This window comes from Bradyrhizobium sp. SPXBL-02 (genome assembly GCF_051853065.1).
GTDB lineage: Bacteria > Pseudomonadota > Alphaproteobacteria > Rhizobiales > Xanthobacteraceae > Bradyrhizobium.
Genome location: NZ_CP182474.1, coordinates 385620 through 404852 on the forward strand (window position 1 = coordinate 385620; position 19233 = coordinate 404852).

A 19233-nucleotide genomic window follows, 5' to 3' on the forward strand; every position below is an offset into this window, starting at 1 on the left:
TCCGGGTTCAGGGAGGATTTCATGCTGATGATATTGGGTCGTCGGGCCAGCCCGATGCGCCTGCTTGGGCTTGCGGCCGCCGCGACGCTGATGCTGTCGGCCGGCAGCGCGCGTCGCGCTGAAGCGCTCACCTTGATCAATCCGGCGACGTCGCCGGTAACGAAGGCCGCAACCGACGATCTCGTCACGCAGGTTCGCCATGGCGGGCACGGCGGACATGGTGGCGGCGGGCATTTTCACGGCGGAGGCTTTCGCGGTGGCGGCGGACATGTCGGCGGCTTCCGCGGCGGTGGCTTTCATGGCGGCGGCTTCCGCGCCGCGCCGGCCTTTCACGGCGGCGGCATTCGTTACGGCGGATTCCGTCACTACGGCGGCCATCACCGGCACTGGGGCTATCGCCCCCATTACGGCTATCGCCACTTCCACCGGCGCTACTATTACGGCGGCTATTATCCCTACTACCACTATCCGCGCCGCTGCCGGATCATCTGGACCTATTACGGCCCGCGCCGCGTCTGTCGCTGGCCCCGCTGGCACTATCCGTATCGGTATTACTGGTGATGTGAGCTATTCGAGCAGCGTCATGGCCGGGACACGCCCGGCCATGACGGAGAGACTTGTTAGAGCCAATCCTTCAGCTTCCACGACGAAGCCTTCCACCGCATCAGGTTCTCGAGCTTCCATTGCTTGAACATCGCCGGTGGCCAGCGGCTGAGCTTGGAGGTCTCCTCGACCTCCGGCTTGGCGACGATGCGCAATGGCGCCGCGCGCCGGCGGTGCTGGCGCGTCGCTTCGCTGATGAGATCGACATATTCCGGCTTGTTGGCCATGAAGTGTCCTCGCGAAACCGTCGCGAGGACACTGTCGGCGCCGCCGATTAACGACGCTTTGCCGCGATCGCTACAATTGCAGGAAGTAGCTTAGCGCCAGTCCCTGACGTCGACGAAGTGACCTGCGATCGCTGCCGCCGCCGCCATCGCCGGCGACACCAGATGGGTGCGGCCCTTGAAACCCTGGCGGCCCTCGAAGTTGCGATTCGAGGTCGAGGCGCAGCGCTCTTCCGGCTTCAGCTTGTCCGGGTTCATGGCAAGGCACATCGAGCAGCCCGGCTCGCGCCATTCGAAGCCGGCCTTGATGAAGATCTTGTCGAGACCCTCGGCCTCGGCCTGCTCCTTCACGATGCCGGAGCCCGGCACGACCATGGCGTTGACGTTCGCCGACACGGTCTTGCCTTCCGCGATCTTCGCTGCCGCACGCAAATCCTCGATGCGGCCGTTGGTGCAGGAGCCGATGAAGACGCGGTCGAGCTTGATGTCGGTGATCTTCGTGCCTGCGGTCAGGCCCATGTACTTCAGCGCGCGATGCTTGGAGATGCGCTTGGCCTCGTCCGCGATCTTGTCGGGATCGGGCACGATGCCGGTGACCGAGATGACGTCCTCAGGGCTGGTGCCCCAGGTCACGATCGGCGGCAGCTTTGCCGCATCGAGGCGCAGCTCGTGGTCGAAATGCGCGCCGTCGTCGGAGCGCAGCTTCTCCCAATAGCGCATCGCCGCGTCCCAGTCCGCGCCCTTCGGCGCCTTGGCGCGGCCGCGCAGGAAGTCGAATGCCTTCTGGTCGGGCGCAACCAGGCCGGCGCGGGCGCCGCCTTCGATCGACATGTTGCAGACCGTCATGCGGCCTTCCATCGAGAGCGCGCGAATCGCTTCGCCGGCGTATTCCAGCACGTAGCCGGTGCCGCCGGCGGTGCCGATCTCGCCGATGATGGCCAGAATGATGTCCTTGCCCGTCACGCCCTCCGGCAGTTTGCCGTCGACGGTGACGCGCATGTTCTTCGCCTTCTTCTGGATCAGCGTCTGCGTCGCGAGCACGTGCTCGACCTCGCTGGTGCCGATGCCGTGCGCGAGCGCGCCGAACGCGCCATGCGTCGAGGTGTGGCTGTCACCGCAGACGATGGTGGTGCCGGGCAGCGTAAAGCCCTGCTCGGGGCCGATGACGTGGACGATGCCCTGGCGCTTGTCGAACTCGTTGTAATATTCGATGCCGAATTCCTTGGCGTTCTCGGCCAGCGCCTTGATCTGCTCGATGCTTTCGGGATCGGGATTCGGCTTGGTGCGGTCGGTGGTCGGCACGTTGTGATCGACGACGGCGAGCGTCTTCTCGGGCGCATGAACCTTGCGCCCCGTGGCGCGCAGGCCTTCGAATGCCTGCGGCGAGGTCACCTCGTGCACCAGATGGCGGTCGATGTAGAGCAGGCAGGTGCCGTCTTCGGCTTCGTGCACCAGATGGTCGTTCCAGATCTTGTCGTACAGGGTGGTCGGCTTGGACATGAGCTCGAGCTCCGAAGAATGTGTGTCAGCGATGAGCGCGGCAGAGCGCGCGGGCAACAAAATCGTCAGCGCAGCTTTTTAGGCTGCGCGGCTAAGCTCTGACGTTGCCGAGGTCGCGAAGCGTCCGAAGAACCGGCCAGGCAGCCGCGAGCGATCGTCGATGACGATGCGCTGGATGCGGGCGAAGCTGGTCGGATCTGGAAACATTCTAGAAGCTATATAGCACGCGGAAGTTAAAGCGCGAGAGTTAGCTGCATCGTCATTGCGAGGAGCCCTTGCGACGAAGCAATCCAGACTGTCTCCGCGGAAAGATTCTGGATTGCTTCGCTGCGCTCGCAATGACGAGGTCGGGAAGGGCGCCCGGAGCCCAAAACAAAAAGCGCGGAGCCGAGCTCCGCGCTTTCGAAAGACTTGCCTGGTGGCGAAACTTACTCGCCGACAGCAGCAGCGCGATCCTGCTTCTCGACGATGCGGGCCGACTTGCCGCGAAGGTTGCGGAGATAATAGAGCTTGGCGCGACGCACCTTGCCGCGGCGCACCACCTTGATCGAGTCGATCATGGGGGAGAGCAGCGGGAACACGCGCTCGACGCCCTCGCCATAGGAGATCTTGCGCACGGTGAAGCTCTCGTTGAGGCCACCGCCGGAACGGCCGATGCAGACGCCCTCATAGGCCTGCACGCGGGTGCGGTCGCCTTCGACGACCTTCACGTTGACGATCACGGTGTCGCCGGGGGCGAATTCCGGGATGTCCTTGCCGGCGGACAGCTTGTCGAATTGCTCCTGCTCGAGCTGCTTGATCAGGTTCATGGGTAAATCTCCATCGGCGCGCCCAGCCTTTAAGAAACGGGGGCTGCGTGAAATTCGTCTATCCAGCCATTGCGGATTTGGCCGCTCCTATAAGGCAAGCCGGAGCGTTTGTCACCCGTCTGTCTTGTTTTTTGGCGTTTTTTGGCCGCTCCCCCGATTCGTGGCCTTTTCCCACAAATCCGGACGCCGGGCGGCCGTCAGGGCCTCGGACTCGGTCCGCCGCCACGCCGCCACCTTGGCGTGGTCGCCGGAGGTGAGGATGGCAGGGATCGGAACCCCCTCGAACAGCTGCGGGCGGGTGTATTGGGGGTACTCCAGCAGGCCGTCCGAAAAGCTTTCCTCGGTTCCCGAGGCTTCCTTGCCCATCACCCCCGGCAGCAGCCGGACGCAGGCGTCGATCAGGGCCATGGCTGCGATTTCGCCCCCGGACAGCACGTAATCGCCGATCGAGACCTCCTCCAGGCCCCGGGCGTCGATCACCCGCTGGTCCACCCCCTCGAACCGCCCGCAGACGATCAGGGGGCCGGGGCTCCGGACGAGCTCGGTGACGCGGGCCTGGGTCAATGGCCGACCCCGGGGGCTCATGAGGAGGCGTGGCCGCGCTTTTGAGGGGTCCTGCCCGATCTCGGCGGCATCGATCGCCGCCGCCAAAACGTCCGCCCGCAGCACCATGCCCGGCCCGCCGCCGGCCGGCGTGTCGTCGACGCTGCGGTGGCGGTCGGTCGCGGAGGCCCGGATGTCGCGCGCCTCGATCTGCCAGAGCCCGGACGCGAGCGCCCGGCCGGCGAGGCTCACGCCGAGCGGCCCCGGGAACATCTCCGGAAACAGCGTCAGCACCGTCGCGCGCCAGGGTGAGGGGTTGGTCATTGCATCCCGATCTCGTCGTCCCGGGGCGCGCGAAGCGCGAGCCCGGGTCCCATAACCACCGCAACCCGTGTTGCGATGGCTGGAACTGCCAGCTTAGCCAAAAACTACGCGTCGTGGTTATGGGTCCCCGCCTTCGCGGGGACGACTCGCGGAGGGAGTATTGCCAGGCTCCTCGCCCTCGATCTCCTGCGGCAGCGCGATCACGACGCGGCCGCCCTTGAGGTCGACCTCCGGCACCACCGCGTTGGAGAACGGCAGCAGCATGGTCGGGCCCTTGAGCGGCGCGATCTCGATGATGTCGCCGGCGCCGAAATTGTGGATCGCGAGCACGCGGCCGAGCGCGTCGCCATCAATGGTGACGGCGGCGAGCCCGATCAGATCGGTGTGGTAATATTCGTCCTCGTCCGTCGCGGGCAGTTTGTCGCGCGCGACATAGAGCTCGATGCCGTTGAGGCGCTCGGCCTCATCGCGGGTCGCGACACCCTTGAATGTCGCGACCAGATGATCCCGGGCCTCGCGCACCTGCGCGATCTCGAACTGGCGCCTGCCGTCCTTGGTCGACAGCGGACCGTAGCGGCGAACGGCGAATGGATCCTCGGTGAAGGTCCACAGCTTGACCGCACCGCGCACACCATGCGCGGCGCCGATCCGCGCGACGCAGACCAGCGCCGACATGATCCAGCCTTACGCCTTGGCGGCGGCTTCGGCCTGCGCCTTGCGCTCCTTGCGCGGCACGGCCTTCTGCGGGTTGTTGCGCGCTTCGCGCTTCGCGACGCCGGCGGCGTCGAGGAAACGCGCGACGCGATCGGACGGCTGCGCGCCCTTGGCGAGCCAGGCCTTCACCTTGTCCATGTCGAGCTTGAGGCGGGTCTCGTTGTCCTTCGGCAGCAGCGGATTGAAATAGCCGAGACGCTCGATGAAGCGGCCATCGCGGGGAAAACGCGAATCGGCGACGACGACGTGATAGACGGGACGCTTCTTGGTGCCTGCACGGGCGAGGCGGATAACGACGGACATGTTGGTCTCCTGAGTAGTTGTTAATTCAAAGGTCGGTTTGGTTCGTCATTGCGAGCGCAGCGAAGCAATCCAGGAAGCATCCGCGGAGAAAGTCTGGATTGCTTCGCTGCGCTCGCAATGACGGGCGAAGTCACTTCTTCTTCCCCAGTCCGGGGAAGCCGCCGAGCCCGGGCAGGGTCGGCTTGTTGCTGAGGCCCGTGAGCCCCGGCACATTCGGCAGGCCCTGGCGAAGACCAGGCGGCAGATCCTTCGGCAGATTGGTCAGGCCTTGTCCGCCGCCCGCGCCTTGCATCTTCTCCTGCAGCGCCTTCATCTCTTCGGGCGAGGGCATCTTCATGCCGCCGCCGAAGCCCATCGCCTGCGCGATGCCGGCGAGCGGGCCGCGCTTGCCCGAACCCATGGCCTTCATCATATCGGCCATGTTCCGGTGCATCTTCAAAAGCTTGTTGACGTGTTCGACGCTCTGGCCGCTGCCGGCCGCGATGCGCTTCTTGCGGCTGGCTTTCAGAAGGTCCGGATGACGGCGTTCATCGCGCGTCATGGAATCGATGATCGCGACCTGGCGCTTCAGAATCTTGTCGTCGATGCCGGCCGCCGCGATCTGGTTCTTCATCTTGGAGATGCCGGGCATCATGCCCATCAGTCCGCTGATGCCGCCCATATTGGCCATCTGCAGCAGCTGCTCGCGCATGTCGTTGAGGTCGAACTGGCCCTTGCGCATGCGCTCGGCAGTGCGCGCGGCCTTCTCAGCGTCGATGTTGGCGGCGGCGCGCTCGACCAACGAGACCACGTCGCCCATGCCGAGGATGCGGCCGGCGATACGGTCGGGGTGGAAATCTTCCAGCGCGTCGGTCTTCTCACCGGTGCCGATCAGCTTGATCGGCTTGCCGGTGACCGCGCGCATCGACAGCGCGGCGCCGCCGCGGCCGTCGCCGTCAACGCGTGTGAGCACGATGCCGGTGAGACCGACGCGCTGATCGAACGAGCGCGCCAGATTCACTGCGTCCTGGCCGGTGAGGCTGTCGGCGACCAGCAGCACTTCGTGCGGGTTGGCCGCCGCTTTGATCGCAGCCGCTTCCGCCATCATCTCTTCGTCGAGCGTGGTGCGGCCGGCGGTGTCGAGCAGCACGATGTCGTAGCCGCCGAGCTTGCCGGCTTCCAGCGCGCGTTTTGCAATTTGCGGCGGCTGCTGGCCGGCCACGATCGGCAGCGTCGGAATGTCGAGGTCGCGGCCGAGCACGGCCAGCTGCTCCATCGCCGCCGGACGGTAGACGTCGAGCGAGGCCATCAGCACCTTGCGCTTGTCGCGCTGGACCAGGCGGCGGGCGAGCTTTGCGGTGGTGGTGGTCTTACCGGAGCCTTGCAGGCCGACCATCATGATCGGCACCGGCGGCACGGAATTGACGTCGATGGTCTGACCTTCGCTACCGAGCGTGTTGATCAGCTCGTCATGGACGATCTTGACCACCATCTGGCCGGGGGTGACCGACTTGACGACGGTGGCGCCGATCGCCTGCTCGCGCACGCGCTCGGTGAAGCTGCGCACCACTTCGAGCGCGACGTCGGCCTCCAGCAGTGCGCGGCGCACCTCGCGCATCGCGGCGTCGACGTCCTTTTCGGTCAGCGCACCGCGCCCCGTCAGACGATCGAGAATGCCACCAAGCCGTTCCGACAGATTGTCGAACAATGCCGTTGTCCTCTTTTACCTCTCCCCGCCTGCGGGGAGAGGTCGCCGCGCTCTTCGCGGCGGGTGAGGGGGTACGGGACCATCGACGCGCACCATGCGCGGAGAGAGCCCCTCACCCCGACCCTCTCCCCGCAAGAGCGGGGCGAGGGAGAAGTAAGTCCAAACACCTTTGCGCCCGAGGGCGCACAGCGCTGTCGGGCGTTGACCTCCGGTCCTAAGGCCGGTCGGCGGGTCGAAAAGAAAGCCTTTCCGAGAAAGTGGCGGGGTTAAACGCCGCTCCCGCTCAAAAGTCAAGGAAAGTTAGGGTGCCGGCTCGCCCTTGGTAAGGCAAGGTTTTGAAAACGTGATCCTTTTGTCGCGGGTTCCTTTTCCGCCAGCCCCGCCCATATAGGCGGTGATGTCTTACCCTTCCGACCATTCCTAGAAGCCCGCCGTGCCGATCACCCGCCGCCGCCTTTTCGGATTGCTTGCCGGAGCCGGCGCGCTGGTCGGCGTCCCCTCGCTCTGGATGTCCCGCATGAAAACCTATGACGGTCCCGCCTCCGACCATTTCGACGGCCTGACCTTCTTCGATCCGGACGGATCGCCGCCGAAATCGCTGCGCGAGGTGCTGCGCTGGCAGTTCAGCGGCAAGCGGCGGCGGGCGACCTGGCCGGATTGGGTGCCCAGCCCCCATGCCGACACCCCGCCGGCGCGTGTCGATGGCGATAAGGTGCGGCTCTCCTTCGTCGGCCACGCCAGCTGGCTGATCCAGGTCGGCGGCCTCAACATCCTAGTCGATCCGGTCTGGTCGGAGCGAGTCTCGCCGGTCGCCTGGGCCGGGCCGAAGCGGCACAACGACCCAGGCATCGCCTTCGAGAAGCTGCCGAAGATCGACGTCGTGCTGGTTTCGCACGGCCACTACGACCATCTCGACATCGCGACGCTGTCGCGGCTCACCAAGAATTTCGCGCCGCGCGTGGTCACCCCGCTCGGCAACGACGTCACGATGCGCAGCACCGATCCCACCATCAAGGCGGAAGCGTTCGACTGGCACGACCGGGTCGAGCTCGGCGAAGGCGTCGCGGTGCATCTGGTGCCGACCCGGCACTGGACCGCGCGCGGCCTGTTCGACCGCAACAAGGCGCTTTGGGCGAGCTTTGTCCTGGAGACGCCGGCCGGGAAGATCTACGTGGTTTGCGATTCCGGTTACGGCGACGGCCGGCATTTCCGCCGCGTCGCCGAGAAGCACGGCAAGCTGCGCCTGGCGATCCTCCCGATCGGCGCCTACGAGCCGCGCTGGTTCATGCGCGACCAGCACATGAACCCGGAAGATGCCGTGAAGGCGCTGGCCGATTGCGGCGCCGAGCAAGCGCTCGGGCATCATCACGGCACGTTCCAGCTGACGGACGAAGCGATCGACGCGCCGGCGAAAGCGCTGGTGGACGCGCTGGATGCGGCGAAGATCCCGCAGGAGCGGTTCGTGGCGATGATGCCGGGGCAGGTGGTGGAGATTTAGGTCGTGTATCCATAACCCCGGCGGCGTGATGCGACGAAAGCAATCTCCGCTTTGCTCCCATGGCGACAAGTTCGTGCGGCGCTGCGCCGTTGAACCAGAAGGCCCATGACGCAACAAAACACCATGGATTTCTTTCGGTCGGAAGACCTTGATCGATCAATGGATGGAGCCGGCCTGTGGGATTTTTGCTGAGAATTGCGCTTGCAACCGCTCTCGTGAGCCTTGCTCCAGCCGTCGCCCAGGCGAAGAATGCCGTTGCTTCTCCTGCCTTGCAGAAGGAATTCGATGGCTTCATCGAGAAGTTTCGCGCGGCGCTGAAGGCAAACGATCCCGCCGCCGTCGCCGCTATGACACGATTACCGTTCATGAACGACAACGCAATTCGCGACGCCGCGCAATTTGCCGCCAAGACCTATCGGACCTCGTTCACCGCGAAAAATCGCGCGTGTATCCAGCGCGGCAAGGCCGTCTACGATCGCGATGACTATAAGAACGACAGTTACTTCGTCTTCTGCGGCGAACTCATCTTCGTCTTTACCAAGACGCCGGCGGGGTTCCTTTTTACTGATATCAGCGTGAATGATTGATCAGGTTTTGCGCCGTGCCTCTTACGAAAGAGGCTACTGCCCCGCCTTGATCGCCCAGCTCACATTCACCGTCACCGTCAGCGTTTCCTCGCCCGGTGCAACGGCCGCAGGCGCCGCCATCGGAGCTGTCGCCATGCGGCCCTTGAACAGCGGCACCGGGCCGCCGCCCTCGGTGACGCTGAGCGGCGCGCCCAACGTAACGCCGGTGGCCTTGGCGTAGATCTCGGCCTTGCGGCGCGCGTCGGTCACCGCCTGCTCGCGCGCATCGTCGAGCAGCTTCGATGCCTGCGTCACCTCGAAGGAGATGTTGCCGATGTCGTTGGCGCCGGCGCTGACCAGCGTGTCGATGATGCCGGCCACCTTGGTCACGTCGCGGATCTTCACGGTGACACGGTTGCTCGCGCGGAAGCCGACCACGGGCGATGCCCCGGTGGATTTATTCTGGCCGTATTGCGGCTGCAGCGACAGCCGCGAGGTCTGGTAATCCTTCTCGGCGATGCCTGCGCTCTTCAGCGCCAGCAGCACCTTGCCCATCGCCGCGTTGTTGGCATCGGAGGCTTCCTTCGCGGTCTTGGCGTCGCTGGCGACGCCGGCATCGATTTGCGCGAGATCGGGCGCCGCGGACACCGAGGCTTCGCCGCTCACCGAGATCGCGGAGGGAAAATCGTCGGCGCGCGCCGGCATGGCCAGCAGCGTGGTGGCAAGAACGGCGGCGAGTAGGGCAGGCTTTTTCATCAGTCTCACTTCAGCGGTACGAAAACGTTGATCACGAGCTTGTCCTCAGCGGTCTTGAGCGGATCGGTGAGGTACTCCTCGATGAAGGTGTCCTTGGCTTCCAGCCTCTTGTCGTCGAGGTGGTTGGTGATCGCCTCATAGGTGTTGTCCATGTTGTCGTAGGAGCCGCGATGGACGAATTTCAGCGCCTTGCCTTCAGGCGATCTGCCCACGCTCATGTCCTTGGGCAGGTTCTTCGGGTCCTGCTCGACCGGGATCTCGGCGAGGAAGGTGAAGCCGGTGTCGTCGGTCGAGGTGTAGACGATCATCGAATTGCCTGACGGCTTGATGCCTTGCTTGTCGAGCAGCGCGTTCAGCGCCTTGAAGGCATCGATCAGCGTGTCGAAGGCCGAGTCCCAATTGGCGGTGCCCTTGACCATGACGACCTTCTTGGATTCGAGCGTGGTCTCGAGGCCGAAGGGATCGGCGGTCTGAACCGGGGCAGGCGTCGCGGCGGCGGCCGGGGGCGGGCTGGGCGAGGCGCTGGCGGCGGGTGCTGGCGATGCTGCAGGAGCGGGTGAGGCGCTCGCCGCAGGCGAGGGTGTTGCCGCTGGGGCGGGCGAGGCACTTGCAGCCGGAGCGGGCGAAGCCGACGGGGCCGGCGAGGGACTTGCCGATGCCGCCGGTGCGGGGCTCGGCGTCTGCGCCAGAGCCCCTGACAGCCCAAGCGACAAGGCCGCAGCCGGGATCAGCGCAGCCAAAGCGAGGCGACGGAAACTAGTCATTCTGTTCTCCCCAAGGCCCCGCTTCGTCGGGGCCTGAATTCATCAAGGCCTTACCCACCAAGGCCTTAACCCGGCCGCGCGTCCCGGTTCGCGCGAACCGCGCCGTTCTAACACGCGAGCGCCGAATTCGTCCCATGACAGATGCGTCATGGCTCATGTCCCGACCCGGGTGGCAAATTACTGGCCAAGCCGGCAAGGATCGCCATATAAGGCAGGCGAAATTCGGGAATTTTCATGAGCGCGCTGGCCAACCACGCATTTGCCAAGATGAACGGCATCGGCAACGAGATCGTCGTTGTCGACTTGCGCGATTCGACGGCCAAGGTCACCCCCGACGACGCCCGCGCCGTGGCGTCCGCGCAGGGCGGCGTGGCTTACGACCAGCTCATGGTGCTCTCGAGGCCGCGGCTCGACGGCACCGAGGCCTTCATCAGCATCTACAACAATGACGGCTCGGAGGCCGGCGCCTGCGGCAACGGCATGCGCTGCGTCGTGCGCCGCGTCTTCGAGAAGACCGGCCAGACCACGGCAACGTTCGAGACGGCTGCTGGCCTGCTCAATGCCTGGCAGGGCCCGGCGCCCGATCTCTACACTGTTGACATGGGCGCGCCGAAATTCGGCTGGCAGGACATTCCGCTGGCGGAAGAGTTTCGCGACACCCGCTACATCGAATTGCAGATCGGGCCGATCGACCATCCGATCCTGCATTCGCCTTCAGTGGTGAGCATGGGAAATCCGCACGCCGTGTTCTGGGTCGACGACGTCAACGCCTACGATCTCGGCCGCTTCGGTCCGCTCTTGGAAAACCATCCGATCTTCCCCGAGCGCGCCAACATCACGCTCGCTCATATCGTCGATCGCGAGCACATCACGATCCGCACCTGGGAGCGCGGTGCCGGCCTGACCAAGGCCTGCGGGTCGGCGGCCTGTGCCACGGCCGTCGCCGCGGCGCGGCTGAAGCGCGCCGAGCGCAAGGTCGAGATCACATTGCCCGGCGGCAAGCTCGGCATCGAATGGCGCGAGCGCGACGATCACGTGCTGATGACTGGCACGGCGACCTTCGAATATGAGGGCACCTTCGATCCGGCGCTGTTCGCGCCGGTCGCCTGATGGCCGTCGACATCGTCACCTTCGGCTGCCGCCTCAACGCCTTCGAGGCCGAGGTGATTCGCGGCAAAGCGGAAGCCGCGGGGCTTTCCGACACAATTGTCATCAACAGCTGCGCCGTCACCAACGAGGCGGTGGCGCAGGCGCGCCAATCGATCCGCAAGCTGAAGCGCGAGCGCCCCGAGGCGCGCATCGTGGTCACCGGCTGCGCGGCGCAGATCCAGGCTGCGATGTTTGCCGACATGGCCGAGGTCGATCGTGTCGTCGGCAATGACGACAAGATGCGTGGCGAAGCGTGGCGGAAGACACGCGATGCGTTCGATCTCGGCGCCGGCGAGAAGATCGCCGTCAGCGACATCATGGCCGTCAAGGAAATGGCGCCGCATCTCGTCGATGGTTTTGCGAGCGGCCTGCCGCGCGTGTTCGTGCAGGTGCAGAACGGCTGCGACCATCGCTGCACCTTCTGCGTCATCCCGTTCGGGCGCGGCAATTCGCGCTCGGTGCCGATGGGCGCGGTGGTCGATCAGGTGCGCACGCTGGTCGAGCGCGGCCATGCCGAGATCGTGCTGACCGGCGTCGATCTCACCAGCTACGGCACCGACCTGCCCGGTGCGCCGAAGCTCGGCATGCTGACCAAGCAGATCCTGCGCCATGTGCCCGAGCTGAAGCGCCTGCGCGTCTCCTCGATCGATTCGATCGAGGCGGATGACGACCTGCTCGATGCCATCGCCGAGGATGCGCGGCTGATGCCGCATCTGCATCTGTCGCTGCAGTCAGGCGACGACATGATCCTGAAGCGCATGAAGCGGCGGCATTCGCGGCAGGATGCGATTGCATTCTGCGCGCAGGTGCGCCGTCTGCGCCCCGATGTCGTCTTCGGCGCCGACATCATCGCAGGCTTCCCGACCGAGACCGAGGAGATGTTCTCGCGCTCGCTCGACCTCGTCGAAGAATGCGGCCTGACCTTCCTGCACGTCTTCCCCTATTCGCCGCGGCCCGGCACGCCGGCCGCACGGATGCCACAGGTGGCGGGGCCTGAGATCAAGGCACGCGCGAAGCGGTTGCGTGCGGCGGGGGAGGCGGCGCTGCGACAACGGCTGCAAGCCGAGATCGGCGCAACGCGCGAGGTGCTGATCGAGAGCGCGGAGCAGGGCCGCACGGAGCATTATCTGCCGGTGGCGATTGCGGGCGAGCAGGTCGGAAGCATCGTGCCACGATTGATTGCCGGCGTTGACGGCGAGCGGCTCACCACATAAGCCGTTGTCTCTTCCCTTCTCCCCTTGCGGGAGAAGGTGGCGCGAAGCGCCGGATGAGGGGTTGTATCCGCGCACTCACATTGAGAGGTCATGCGCGGAGAGAGACCCCTCACCCGTCTCGCCGCTATCGCGGCGAGCCACCCTCTCCCGCAAGGGGAGAGGGAAAACCTACGACGCCCTTACCTGCCAGAACCGCAGCGTCCGCTTGGCATTCTCCGCCGTCATTCTCGCGTAGTGTCCCTGCGCCCTGGCGATGTCCGCCGGCTTCATTGCGCCTGTCGCGAAACGGCATTCGAGCACGGCCATGGTCGTCTCCCAGCTGAGCTGCGCGGCCTTGCACGGCACCAGCAGGCCGTCCTCGCGGAGACTCTGCATCAGCGGACGAATCACCTCGACGGTCGATCCGGACAATGCCGCCAGGGCCGCCACCGTCTCCTCATAGCGCCGCTGTCTGGCGAATCCGAACAATGTCGCCTCGTCGAGCTGGCCGGTGGCCTTGAGATACCCGATCGCGCGCTTGGCACCCTCGAAATCGCGGACACCCGACATCTCGCGCTCGACGCCGACGGTGACGGCGGCGATGGCGCTCTGGATCTCCTCGAACAGATGCGGCGGAGCGCGCGACAACAGGCGGGTGCGCACGGCATCGGTCGCCGAGCGCAGCAATTGGCGGCGCAGCTCCGACGGCAAATCGACGCGGACCCCGACGCCGACCGCGAGCTCCGGATCGCTTTCGGCCTGGCCGACGATGATGGCAAACCCTTTTCCGGAGACGCGCGCGCCGGGATTGGCGGCGAGCCGCCGGCTGACGCTGGGATAGCGGCGCGCCAGCAGCGCGTCGGTGACGATCTCCTTCAGCCACCAGCGGCCGGCGACCGCGAGCAGATGCGGCTCGCCCTTGCTCGATGCGATCTTCACCAGCTCGCCGTCGTCGAGCCGCGCGGATTCCTGCAGCACGGGGCCGGCGATGCGGATCTCGTCATTGTTGGCGAGGCGGCGGATCACCGACGGCGGCGCCTGCGCGATCGGCGCCAGCTGCGCGCTGATCTCGGCCAGGGCGACGCGTGCTGCCACATCGGCGATGGCGCGCAGCTCGATCGTGCCGATCAGGCGCTCGAGCACGTCGTCGAACAGCGCGATCTGCTCGTCGTCGAAATTGCCGGCGGAGGAGAGGAACAGCTCGGTGACGCGGCGGGCCGTCGCCAGGCCCTTTTCCGGCGAGCCGATCCGAAGTGCGGATTCGACCTCGTCGATGATCGATAGCCCGGCCTTGGTCATCACGCGCGGCTCGTCCTGAGCGGTTACGGAAGCTTTTTCTAAGCAACCGTTATCATTAGAGGTGAGCCCTGAACGTTTCGTAAACCATGGCGCGGTAGCCGGGCACGGCTCCGCTCCTCATCCTGAGGAGCCCGCAAAGCGGGCGTCTCGAAGGATGGCCGCGGGCGAGATGCGGGCCTTTCATGGTTCGAGGCGGCGCTAGCGCGCCTCCTCACCATGAGGGTCGACACCTATTCCCCATTCCACCCGCAGGCCCGGAGCTTCTCATGCATGTGGAGCGGGGCCGGCGCCACCACGCGGATCGGCTCCTTGTTCCGGGAGATCGGCACCACGATCTCGCGCGAATGCAGGTGCAGGCGCGGCTCGCCGAAGCGCGGGCCGTTGCCGTAAATGTTGTCGCCGAAGATCGGCCATCCGGTCGCCGACGAATGCACGCGCAATTGATGGGTGCGGCCGGTCACGGGTTCCATGGCAAGCCAGGCGAAACCGTCGCCCCGACCCAACACCTTCCAGTTGGTGATGGCCTTCTGGCCGTCGGGATCCGGCTTCTGCCACCAGCCGCGTTCGGCATTGAGCCGGCCGAGCGGCATGTCGATGATGCCCTCGTCTTCGGCAGGGCCGCCTTCGACCACGGTCCAGTAGGTCTTGCCGATCTTGCCGTGCTTGAACAAAAGGCCCAGCGATGCCGTCGCCTTGCGGTGGCGGCCGAGCACGAGGCAACCCGAGGTGTCCTTGTCCAGCCGGTGGGCCAGCACCGGCGGCCGCGGCAGGCCGAAACGCAGCGCGTCGAAGGAATCCTCCAGATTGGGGCCACCCTTGGGGCCGCGATGCACCGGCAGGCCGGCCGGCTTGTCGATGACCAGCATCAGCCCGTCGCGATGGAGCACGCGGGCCAGGATCTCATCGGCGGTCAATTGGGGAACATCGAGCAATTGCAGGACTTTCGGTCAAGGCTTTCGTTTACGGGCCGGAACGGCTAACACGCCATCATGAACGATACCACGTCAGATCCCCCCAAGCTGAGCTGGTGGCGCCGCCTGTCCAACGGGCTGAAGCGCACCTCGTCCTCGCTCGGGACCGCGGTCGCCGACCTCGTCACCAAGCGCAAGCTCGACCGCGCCATGCTCGACGACATCGAGGACGTGCTGCTGCGCGCCGACCTCGGCACGTCAGTCGCGGTGCGGATCGCGGACGCGGTCGGCACGGGGCGCTACGACAAGGCGATCTCGGCGGACGAGGTCAAGGACGTCGTCGCGGCCGAGGTCGAGAAGGTGCTGTCGCCGGTGGCAAAGCCGCTCGTGATCGATGCGGCCAAAAAACCGTTCGTCATTCTCGTCGTCGGCGTCAACGGCTCCGGCAAGACCACCACCATCGGAAAGCTCTCGCAGAAATTCGCCTCCGAAGGCCGCAAGGTGATGCTGGCCGCCGGCGATACGTTTCGCGCCGCGGCCATCGAGCAGCTCAAGGTCTGGGGCGAGCGGACCAAGACGCCGGTCATCGCGGGCGCGCAGGGCTCGGATTCGGCGAGCCTTGCCTTCAACGCGCTCACCGCGGCGAAGGAGCAGGGCATCGACGTGCTGCTGATTGACACTGCCGGCCGCTTACAGAACAAGGCCGAGCTGATGAACGAGCTCGAGAAAGTCGTGCGCGTGATCCGCAAGGTGGATGACACTGCGCCGCATGCCGTGCTGCTGGTGCTGGATGCGACCGTCGGCCAGAATGCGCTGTCGCAGGTCGAGGCCTTCCATCGCACCGCCGGGGTCACCGGCCTCGTGATGACCAAGCTCGACGGCACCGCGCGCGGCGGCATCCTGGTGGCGCTCGCCGAGAAATTCAAGCTGCCGGTGCACTTCATCGGCGTCGGCGAAGGCGTCGACGATCTCGCGCCCTTCACCGCGCGCGACTTCGCCCGCGCCATCGCCGGAATTGAATAGCTTCATCCTTCGAGACGCCGCTTGCGCGGCTCCTCAGGATGAGGTCGTGCCACATAATAGGTCCTCATCCTGAGGAGACCGCGAAGCGGTCGTCTCGAAGGATGGGAGAGACGGAAGAGAGAATGGACAAGACCCAGCCGCATCCGCTGTTCAAGCTCGCGACCGAGCTCGGTCCGCTGCTCGTATTCTTTTTCGTCAACGCGAAATTCAATCTGTTCGCCGCGACCGGCGCCTTCATGGTCGCGATCGTGGCGGCGATGGCCGCCTCCTACATGGTGACGCGCCACATCCCGATCATGGCGATCGTCACGGGCGTGATCGTGCTGGTGTTCGGCACCCTGACGCTGGTGCTGCATGATGAGACCTTCATCAAGGTCAAGCCGACCATCATCTACGGCCTGTTCGCCGCGATCCTCGGCGGCGGCCTGTTGTTCGGCCGCTCCTTCATCGCCGTGATGTTCGATCAGGTGTTCAACCTGACCCCGCAGGGCTGGCGCATCCTCACCTTGCGCTGGGCGCTGTTCTTCGCCGGCATGGCGGTGCTGAACGAGATCGTCTGGCGCACCCAGAGCACGGATTTCTGGGTGAACTTCAAGGTGTTCGGCGTCACCCCGATCACGATGATCTTCGCCATCGCCCAGATGCCGCTGACCAAGCGCTATCACCTCGCGCCGGTCTCGCTGGAGAGAAGCGAGGCCGAGGCGGGGGATGTGAGCAAGGGGTGACGGTCTCTCCGCTCGTCATTGCGAGCGACGCGAAGCAATCCAGAATGCCTCTGCGGAGGGACTCTGGATTGCTTCGTCGCACCAGCGCAAAATTGCTTCGCAATTTTGTCGCGGGCTCCTCGCAATGACGGTCTTGGCTAAGACCCCGCCTTCAGCGCCTTCTCCATCTGCGGCATCAACACCGTCCGCAGATTGTCCGGCGTGATCGGCCCGACCAGCTTGTAGACGATGGTGCCCTCGCGCCCGACGACGAACGTCTCCGGCACGCCGTAGACGCCCCATTCGATCGAGGCGCGGCCGTTGGCGTCCACGCCGACATGGCCGAACGGGTTGCCGTAGCGGCCGAGGAAGCGCCGCGCATTGTCGGCGGCGTCCTTGTAGTTGATGCCGACGAGCTGGAAGCGCTTGTCCTTGGCGAGCTCGGTCAGGAGCGGCGCTTCGTCGTGGCACGGCACGCACCAGGACGCCCAGACATTGACGAGGCTGACCTTGCCCTTGAAGGCGGCGGGATCGAGCCCCGGCACCTGCGTGCCGTTGCCCTGCAACCCCTCGATCGGCGGCAGCACGGTCTGCGGCGCGGGGCGGCCGATCAGCGCGGAGGGAATCCGCGAGGGATCGCCGCTGCCGAGCCGGAACCAGAACAGAAGCGCAAGGCCGATGAAGGCGATCAGCGGCAGCACCACCAGGAAGGTGCGCCGCTGCGGCGGAGCGGAGGCAGGTTGATCGCTCATCGCGGCTCCGTCGCGCTGCGGCCCGAACGACGGGTGATGCCGCGCTGCTCCAGCTCGCGCAGGCGCTGCGTCTGGCTGCGATAATCGAGCATGACCCAGCCGATCAGGATCACGATCACGAGGGCGGCAGCGGCATAAGAGGTCACGATGAAGGAGGCGTAGGGACCGAGCGACATCGTCATGCAGCCCCAGCTTCTTTCGACGCATTGTCTTCACGCGAGCCGGCGGCCACCTCGCTCGAAAACGCTACGCGACTGGCCTGCATCATCTGCAGCGAGCGGACACGGCGGCGCAAGATCTCGTTGCGCATCGCGGCCAGGTGTAGCGTGACGAACAGCAGCGTGAAGGCGATCGCCATCACCAGCAGCGGAATCAGGAACGATTTGTCCAGCGCCGAGCCGCCCATGCGCATCACCGACGCGGGCTGGTGCAGCGTGTTCCACCAATCGACCGAGAACTTGATGATCGGCAGGTTGATCGCGCCGACCAGCGTCAGCACCGCAGCGGCGCGCGCCGCGCGCGAGGGATCGTCGACCGCGCGCCACAGCGCCATCAGGCCGAGATACATCAGGAACAGGATCAGCACCGAGGTCAGCCGCGCGTCCCATTCCCAATAGGTGCCCCACATCGGCCGGCCCCAGAGCGAGCCCGTGAGCAGCGCGAGGAAGGTGAAGGAAGCGCCGATGGGCGCTGCGGCCTTGGCGGCGACGTCGGCGAGCGGATGCCGCCACACCAGCGTGCCCAATGATGCGATGCTCATCACGCCCCACACGAACATCGACAGCCAGGCATTGGGCACGTGGATGAACATGATCTTCACGGTCGCGCCCTGCTGATAGTCGTCCGGCGCGTAGGCGGCCTGATAAAGACCGATCGTGAGCAGGATGATTGTCGCGGCCGCCAGCCACGGCAACACCCGCGCTGTCAGCGCGAGGAACCGCGTGGGGTTGGCGAGGTCGATCAGCGTCATGGTATCCTGATAATCACCGGGGGCCGCTCAGGCAATCAGCACGAAAGTCCGTGGCGAAAGTTGATCGGGGTCAAGGTTGGTCCGACCCATCTCAATCGAGACCATGGCGCAGGCTCGCCGCCGCCGCGAACGGGCCGATCACGAGGCTGACCAGCGACAGCGCGCACAAGATCGAGAACGGCGCGCCGAAGGTCATGGGACCGACGATCACCGCCTGAGAGGCCGCAACGCCGAAAATCAGCACGGGAATCGACAGCGGCAGCACCAGGACGGCCATCAACAGCCCGCCGCGATGCAGCGTCACCGCGAGCGCTGCGCCGATCATGCCGGTGAAGGTCAGCGCCGGGGTGCCCGCCAGCAGCGTCAGCGCCACCGCCGCCGTGGCGACCATGTCGAGGTTGAGCAACAGGCCGAGCACGGGGGTTGCGACAATCAGCGGCAGGCCGGCGGCGAGCCAATGCGCCAGCGCCTTGGCGGCGCAGGCGAGTTCCAACGGCGTCCGGCTCATCGTGATCAGGTCCAGCGAGCCGTCCTCATGGTCGGCCATGAACAGCCGGTCCAGGGTCAGCAGGCTCGCCAGCAGCGCGCCGAGCCAGAGAATGGCCGGGCCCAGCCGCGACAGCAGCGCCAGATCCGGCCCGACCGCGAACGGCATCAGCACCACCACGGTCAGGAAGAACAAGACGCCAATCAAGGCTCCGCCGCCGACGCGGAGCGCGATGCGGATGTCCCGGCGGATCAGGGCGGCGAGGGCGGTCATGGGATCCTCCCATCGCGCCCAAAGCGCGGTGCGCTCCCTCCCCCGCCTGCGGGGGAGGGTTGGGGAGAGCGTGTCTCGACAACGAAGATTCCCCCGGAGGAGAGAACCCTCACCCGGCGCCATAGCCGATGCAAAGCATCGGCGTTTTCAAGGGACGGCGGCCAAGGGCCGCCTATGCCGA

General features: G+C 65.7%; 22 protein-coding genes. 7 read left to right on the forward strand and 15 right to left on the reverse strand.

Annotated elements, in window-relative coordinates; translation table 11 throughout:
* Nucleotides 1-21 precede the first annotated feature (21 nt).
* Nucleotides 22-561 carry a hypothetical protein gene (locus tag ACNJYD_RS01825; RefSeq protein WP_439365162.1) on the forward strand — a complete coding sequence of 180 codons (540 nt, stop codon included), beginning with the start codon at nt 22-24 and terminating at the stop codon, nt 559-561.
* A 59-nt stretch (nt 562-620) separates the two neighbouring features.
* Here ACNJYD_RS01825 and ACNJYD_RS01830 read toward each other — a convergent pair whose 3' ends face one another.
* From ACNJYD_RS01830 to ffh, 7 genes are all read right to left on the reverse strand, one after another.
* Nucleotides 621-830, reverse strand: coding sequence for a hypothetical protein (locus ACNJYD_RS01830; RefSeq protein WP_027573016.1), 210 nt, complete (start codon nt 828-830; stop codon nt 621-623).
* 90 nt (nt 831-920) lie between these two features.
* Nucleotides 921-2327, reverse strand: a complete 1407-nt coding sequence (gene leuC, locus ACNJYD_RS01835; RefSeq protein WP_439365163.1) for a 3-isopropylmalate dehydratase large subunit — start codon at nt 2325-2327, stop codon at nt 921-923.
* A 428-nt stretch (nt 2328-2755) separates the two neighbouring features.
* Nucleotides 2756-3136 carry a 50S ribosomal protein L19 gene (gene rplS, locus ACNJYD_RS01840; protein ID WP_036008895.1) on the reverse strand — a complete coding sequence of 127 codons (381 nt, stop codon included), beginning with the start codon at nt 3134-3136 and terminating at the stop codon, nt 2756-2758.
* Nucleotides 3137-3247: 111 nt separating this feature from the next.
* Nucleotides 3248-4003: a tRNA (guanosine(37)-N1)-methyltransferase TrmD gene (gene trmD / locus ACNJYD_RS01845; RefSeq protein WP_439365164.1), complete on the reverse strand. Its 756-nt coding sequence runs from the start codon at nt 4001-4003 to the stop codon at nt 3248-3250.
* Between the two features lie 117 nt (nt 4004-4120).
* Complete coding sequence (gene rimM / locus ACNJYD_RS01850; protein WP_439365165.1) at nt 4121-4678, reverse strand: ribosome maturation factor RimM; 558 nt, start codon at nt 4676-4678, stop codon at nt 4121-4123.
* Between the two features lie 9 nt (nt 4679-4687).
* On the reverse strand, nt 4688-5020 hold the full coding sequence (rpsP, locus tag ACNJYD_RS01855) for a 30S ribosomal protein S16 (RefSeq protein ID WP_172789386.1): 333 nt from the start codon (nt 5018-5020) through the stop codon (nt 4688-4690).
* A gap of 130 nt (nt 5021-5150) precedes the next feature.
* Entirely contained in the window at nt 5151-6707 is a 1557-nt protein-coding gene (ffh, locus tag ACNJYD_RS01860) for a signal recognition particle protein (RefSeq protein ID WP_439365166.1), read from the reverse strand.
* A 433-nt stretch (nt 6708-7140) separates the two neighbouring features.
* On the opposite strand from ffh, the gene ACNJYD_RS01865 reads away from it, so the two are divergent.
* Nucleotides 7141-8205 carry an MBL fold metallo-hydrolase gene (locus ACNJYD_RS01865; protein ID WP_439365167.1) on the forward strand — a complete coding sequence of 355 codons (1065 nt, stop codon included), beginning with the start codon at nt 7141-7143 and terminating at the stop codon, nt 8203-8205.
* Between the two features lie 176 nt (nt 8206-8381).
* Entirely contained in the window at nt 8382-8792 is a 411-nt protein-coding gene (locus ACNJYD_RS01870; protein WP_260381578.1) for a hypothetical protein, read from the forward strand.
* 33 nt (nt 8793-8825) lie between these two features.
* Here the strand turns inward: ACNJYD_RS01870 and ACNJYD_RS01875 are convergent, their stop codons facing one another.
* Nucleotides 8826-9527 carry an SIMPL domain-containing protein gene (locus ACNJYD_RS01875; RefSeq protein WP_260381579.1) on the reverse strand — a complete coding sequence of 234 codons (702 nt, stop codon included), beginning with the start codon at nt 9525-9527 and terminating at the stop codon, nt 8826-8828.
* Between the two features lie 5 nt (nt 9528-9532).
* Entirely contained in the window at nt 9533-10291 is a 759-nt protein-coding gene (locus tag ACNJYD_RS01880) for a GyrI-like domain-containing protein (protein WP_439365168.1), read from the reverse strand.
* A gap of 234 nt (nt 10292-10525) precedes the next feature.
* Between ACNJYD_RS01880 and dapF the strand changes: the two genes are divergently transcribed.
* On the forward strand, nt 10526-11401 hold the full coding sequence (dapF, locus tag ACNJYD_RS01885) for a diaminopimelate epimerase (protein ID WP_439365169.1): 876 nt from the start codon (nt 10526-10528) through the stop codon (nt 11399-11401).
* Nucleotides 11401-12654, forward strand: coding sequence for a tRNA (N(6)-L-threonylcarbamoyladenosine(37)-C(2))-methylthiotransferase MtaB (mtaB, locus tag ACNJYD_RS01890; RefSeq protein ID WP_439365170.1), 1254 nt, complete (start codon nt 11401-11403; stop codon nt 12652-12654). The genes dapF and mtaB overlap by 1 nt, the downstream gene beginning before the upstream one ends.
* Nucleotides 12655-12822: 168 nt before the next feature.
* On the opposite strand, the gene ACNJYD_RS01895 is transcribed toward mtaB, so the two are convergent.
* Both ACNJYD_RS01895 and ACNJYD_RS01900 read right to left on the reverse strand, forming a co-directional pair.
* Nucleotides 12823-13932 carry a DUF2336 domain-containing protein gene (locus ACNJYD_RS01895; RefSeq protein WP_439367565.1) on the reverse strand — a complete coding sequence of 370 codons (1110 nt, stop codon included), beginning with the start codon at nt 13930-13932 and terminating at the stop codon, nt 12823-12825.
* Nucleotides 13933-14162: 230 nt separating this feature from the next.
* Nucleotides 14163-14864, reverse strand: coding sequence for an RluA family pseudouridine synthase (locus ACNJYD_RS01900; RefSeq protein ID WP_439365171.1), 702 nt, complete (start codon nt 14862-14864; stop codon nt 14163-14165).
* A gap of 57 nt (nt 14865-14921) precedes the next feature.
* Here ACNJYD_RS01900 and ftsY point away from each other — a divergent pair, with 57 nt between their 5' ends.
* A complete protein-coding gene (gene ftsY, locus ACNJYD_RS01905; RefSeq protein WP_439365172.1) occupies nt 14922-15866 on the forward strand; it encodes a signal recognition particle-docking protein FtsY in 945 nt (314 codons plus the stop codon).
* Nucleotides 15867-15988: 122 nt separating this feature from the next.
* Nucleotides 15989-16591, forward strand: coding sequence for a septation protein A (locus ACNJYD_RS01910; RefSeq protein WP_172789710.1), 603 nt, complete (start codon nt 15989-15991; stop codon nt 16589-16591).
* A 137-nt stretch (nt 16592-16728) separates the two neighbouring features.
* Here the strand turns inward: ACNJYD_RS01910 and ACNJYD_RS01915 are convergent, their stop codons facing one another.
* From ACNJYD_RS01915 to ccmB, 4 genes are all read right to left on the reverse strand, one after another.
* Nucleotides 16729-17322 carry a DsbE family thiol:disulfide interchange protein gene (locus tag ACNJYD_RS01915; protein ID WP_439365173.1) on the reverse strand — a complete coding sequence of 198 codons (594 nt, stop codon included), beginning with the start codon at nt 17320-17322 and terminating at the stop codon, nt 16729-16731.
* Nucleotides 17319-17504, reverse strand: coding sequence for a heme exporter protein CcmD (gene ccmD / locus ACNJYD_RS01920; RefSeq protein ID WP_212257668.1), 186 nt, complete (start codon nt 17502-17504; stop codon nt 17319-17321). Before ccmD ends, ACNJYD_RS01915 begins: the two co-directional genes overlap by 4 nt.
* Nucleotides 17501-18292 (reverse strand): heme ABC transporter permease, encoded by a 792-nt coding sequence (locus ACNJYD_RS01925; protein WP_439365174.1) that lies wholly within the window; start codon nt 18290-18292, stop codon nt 17501-17503. The genes ccmD and ACNJYD_RS01925 overlap by 4 nt, the downstream gene beginning before the upstream one ends.
* A 91-nt stretch (nt 18293-18383) precedes the next feature.
* Nucleotides 18384-19052, reverse strand: a complete 669-nt coding sequence (gene ccmB, locus ACNJYD_RS01930; protein ID WP_172789706.1) for a heme exporter protein CcmB — start codon at nt 19050-19052, stop codon at nt 18384-18386.
* Between the last annotated feature and the right edge of the window lie 181 nt (nt 19053-19233).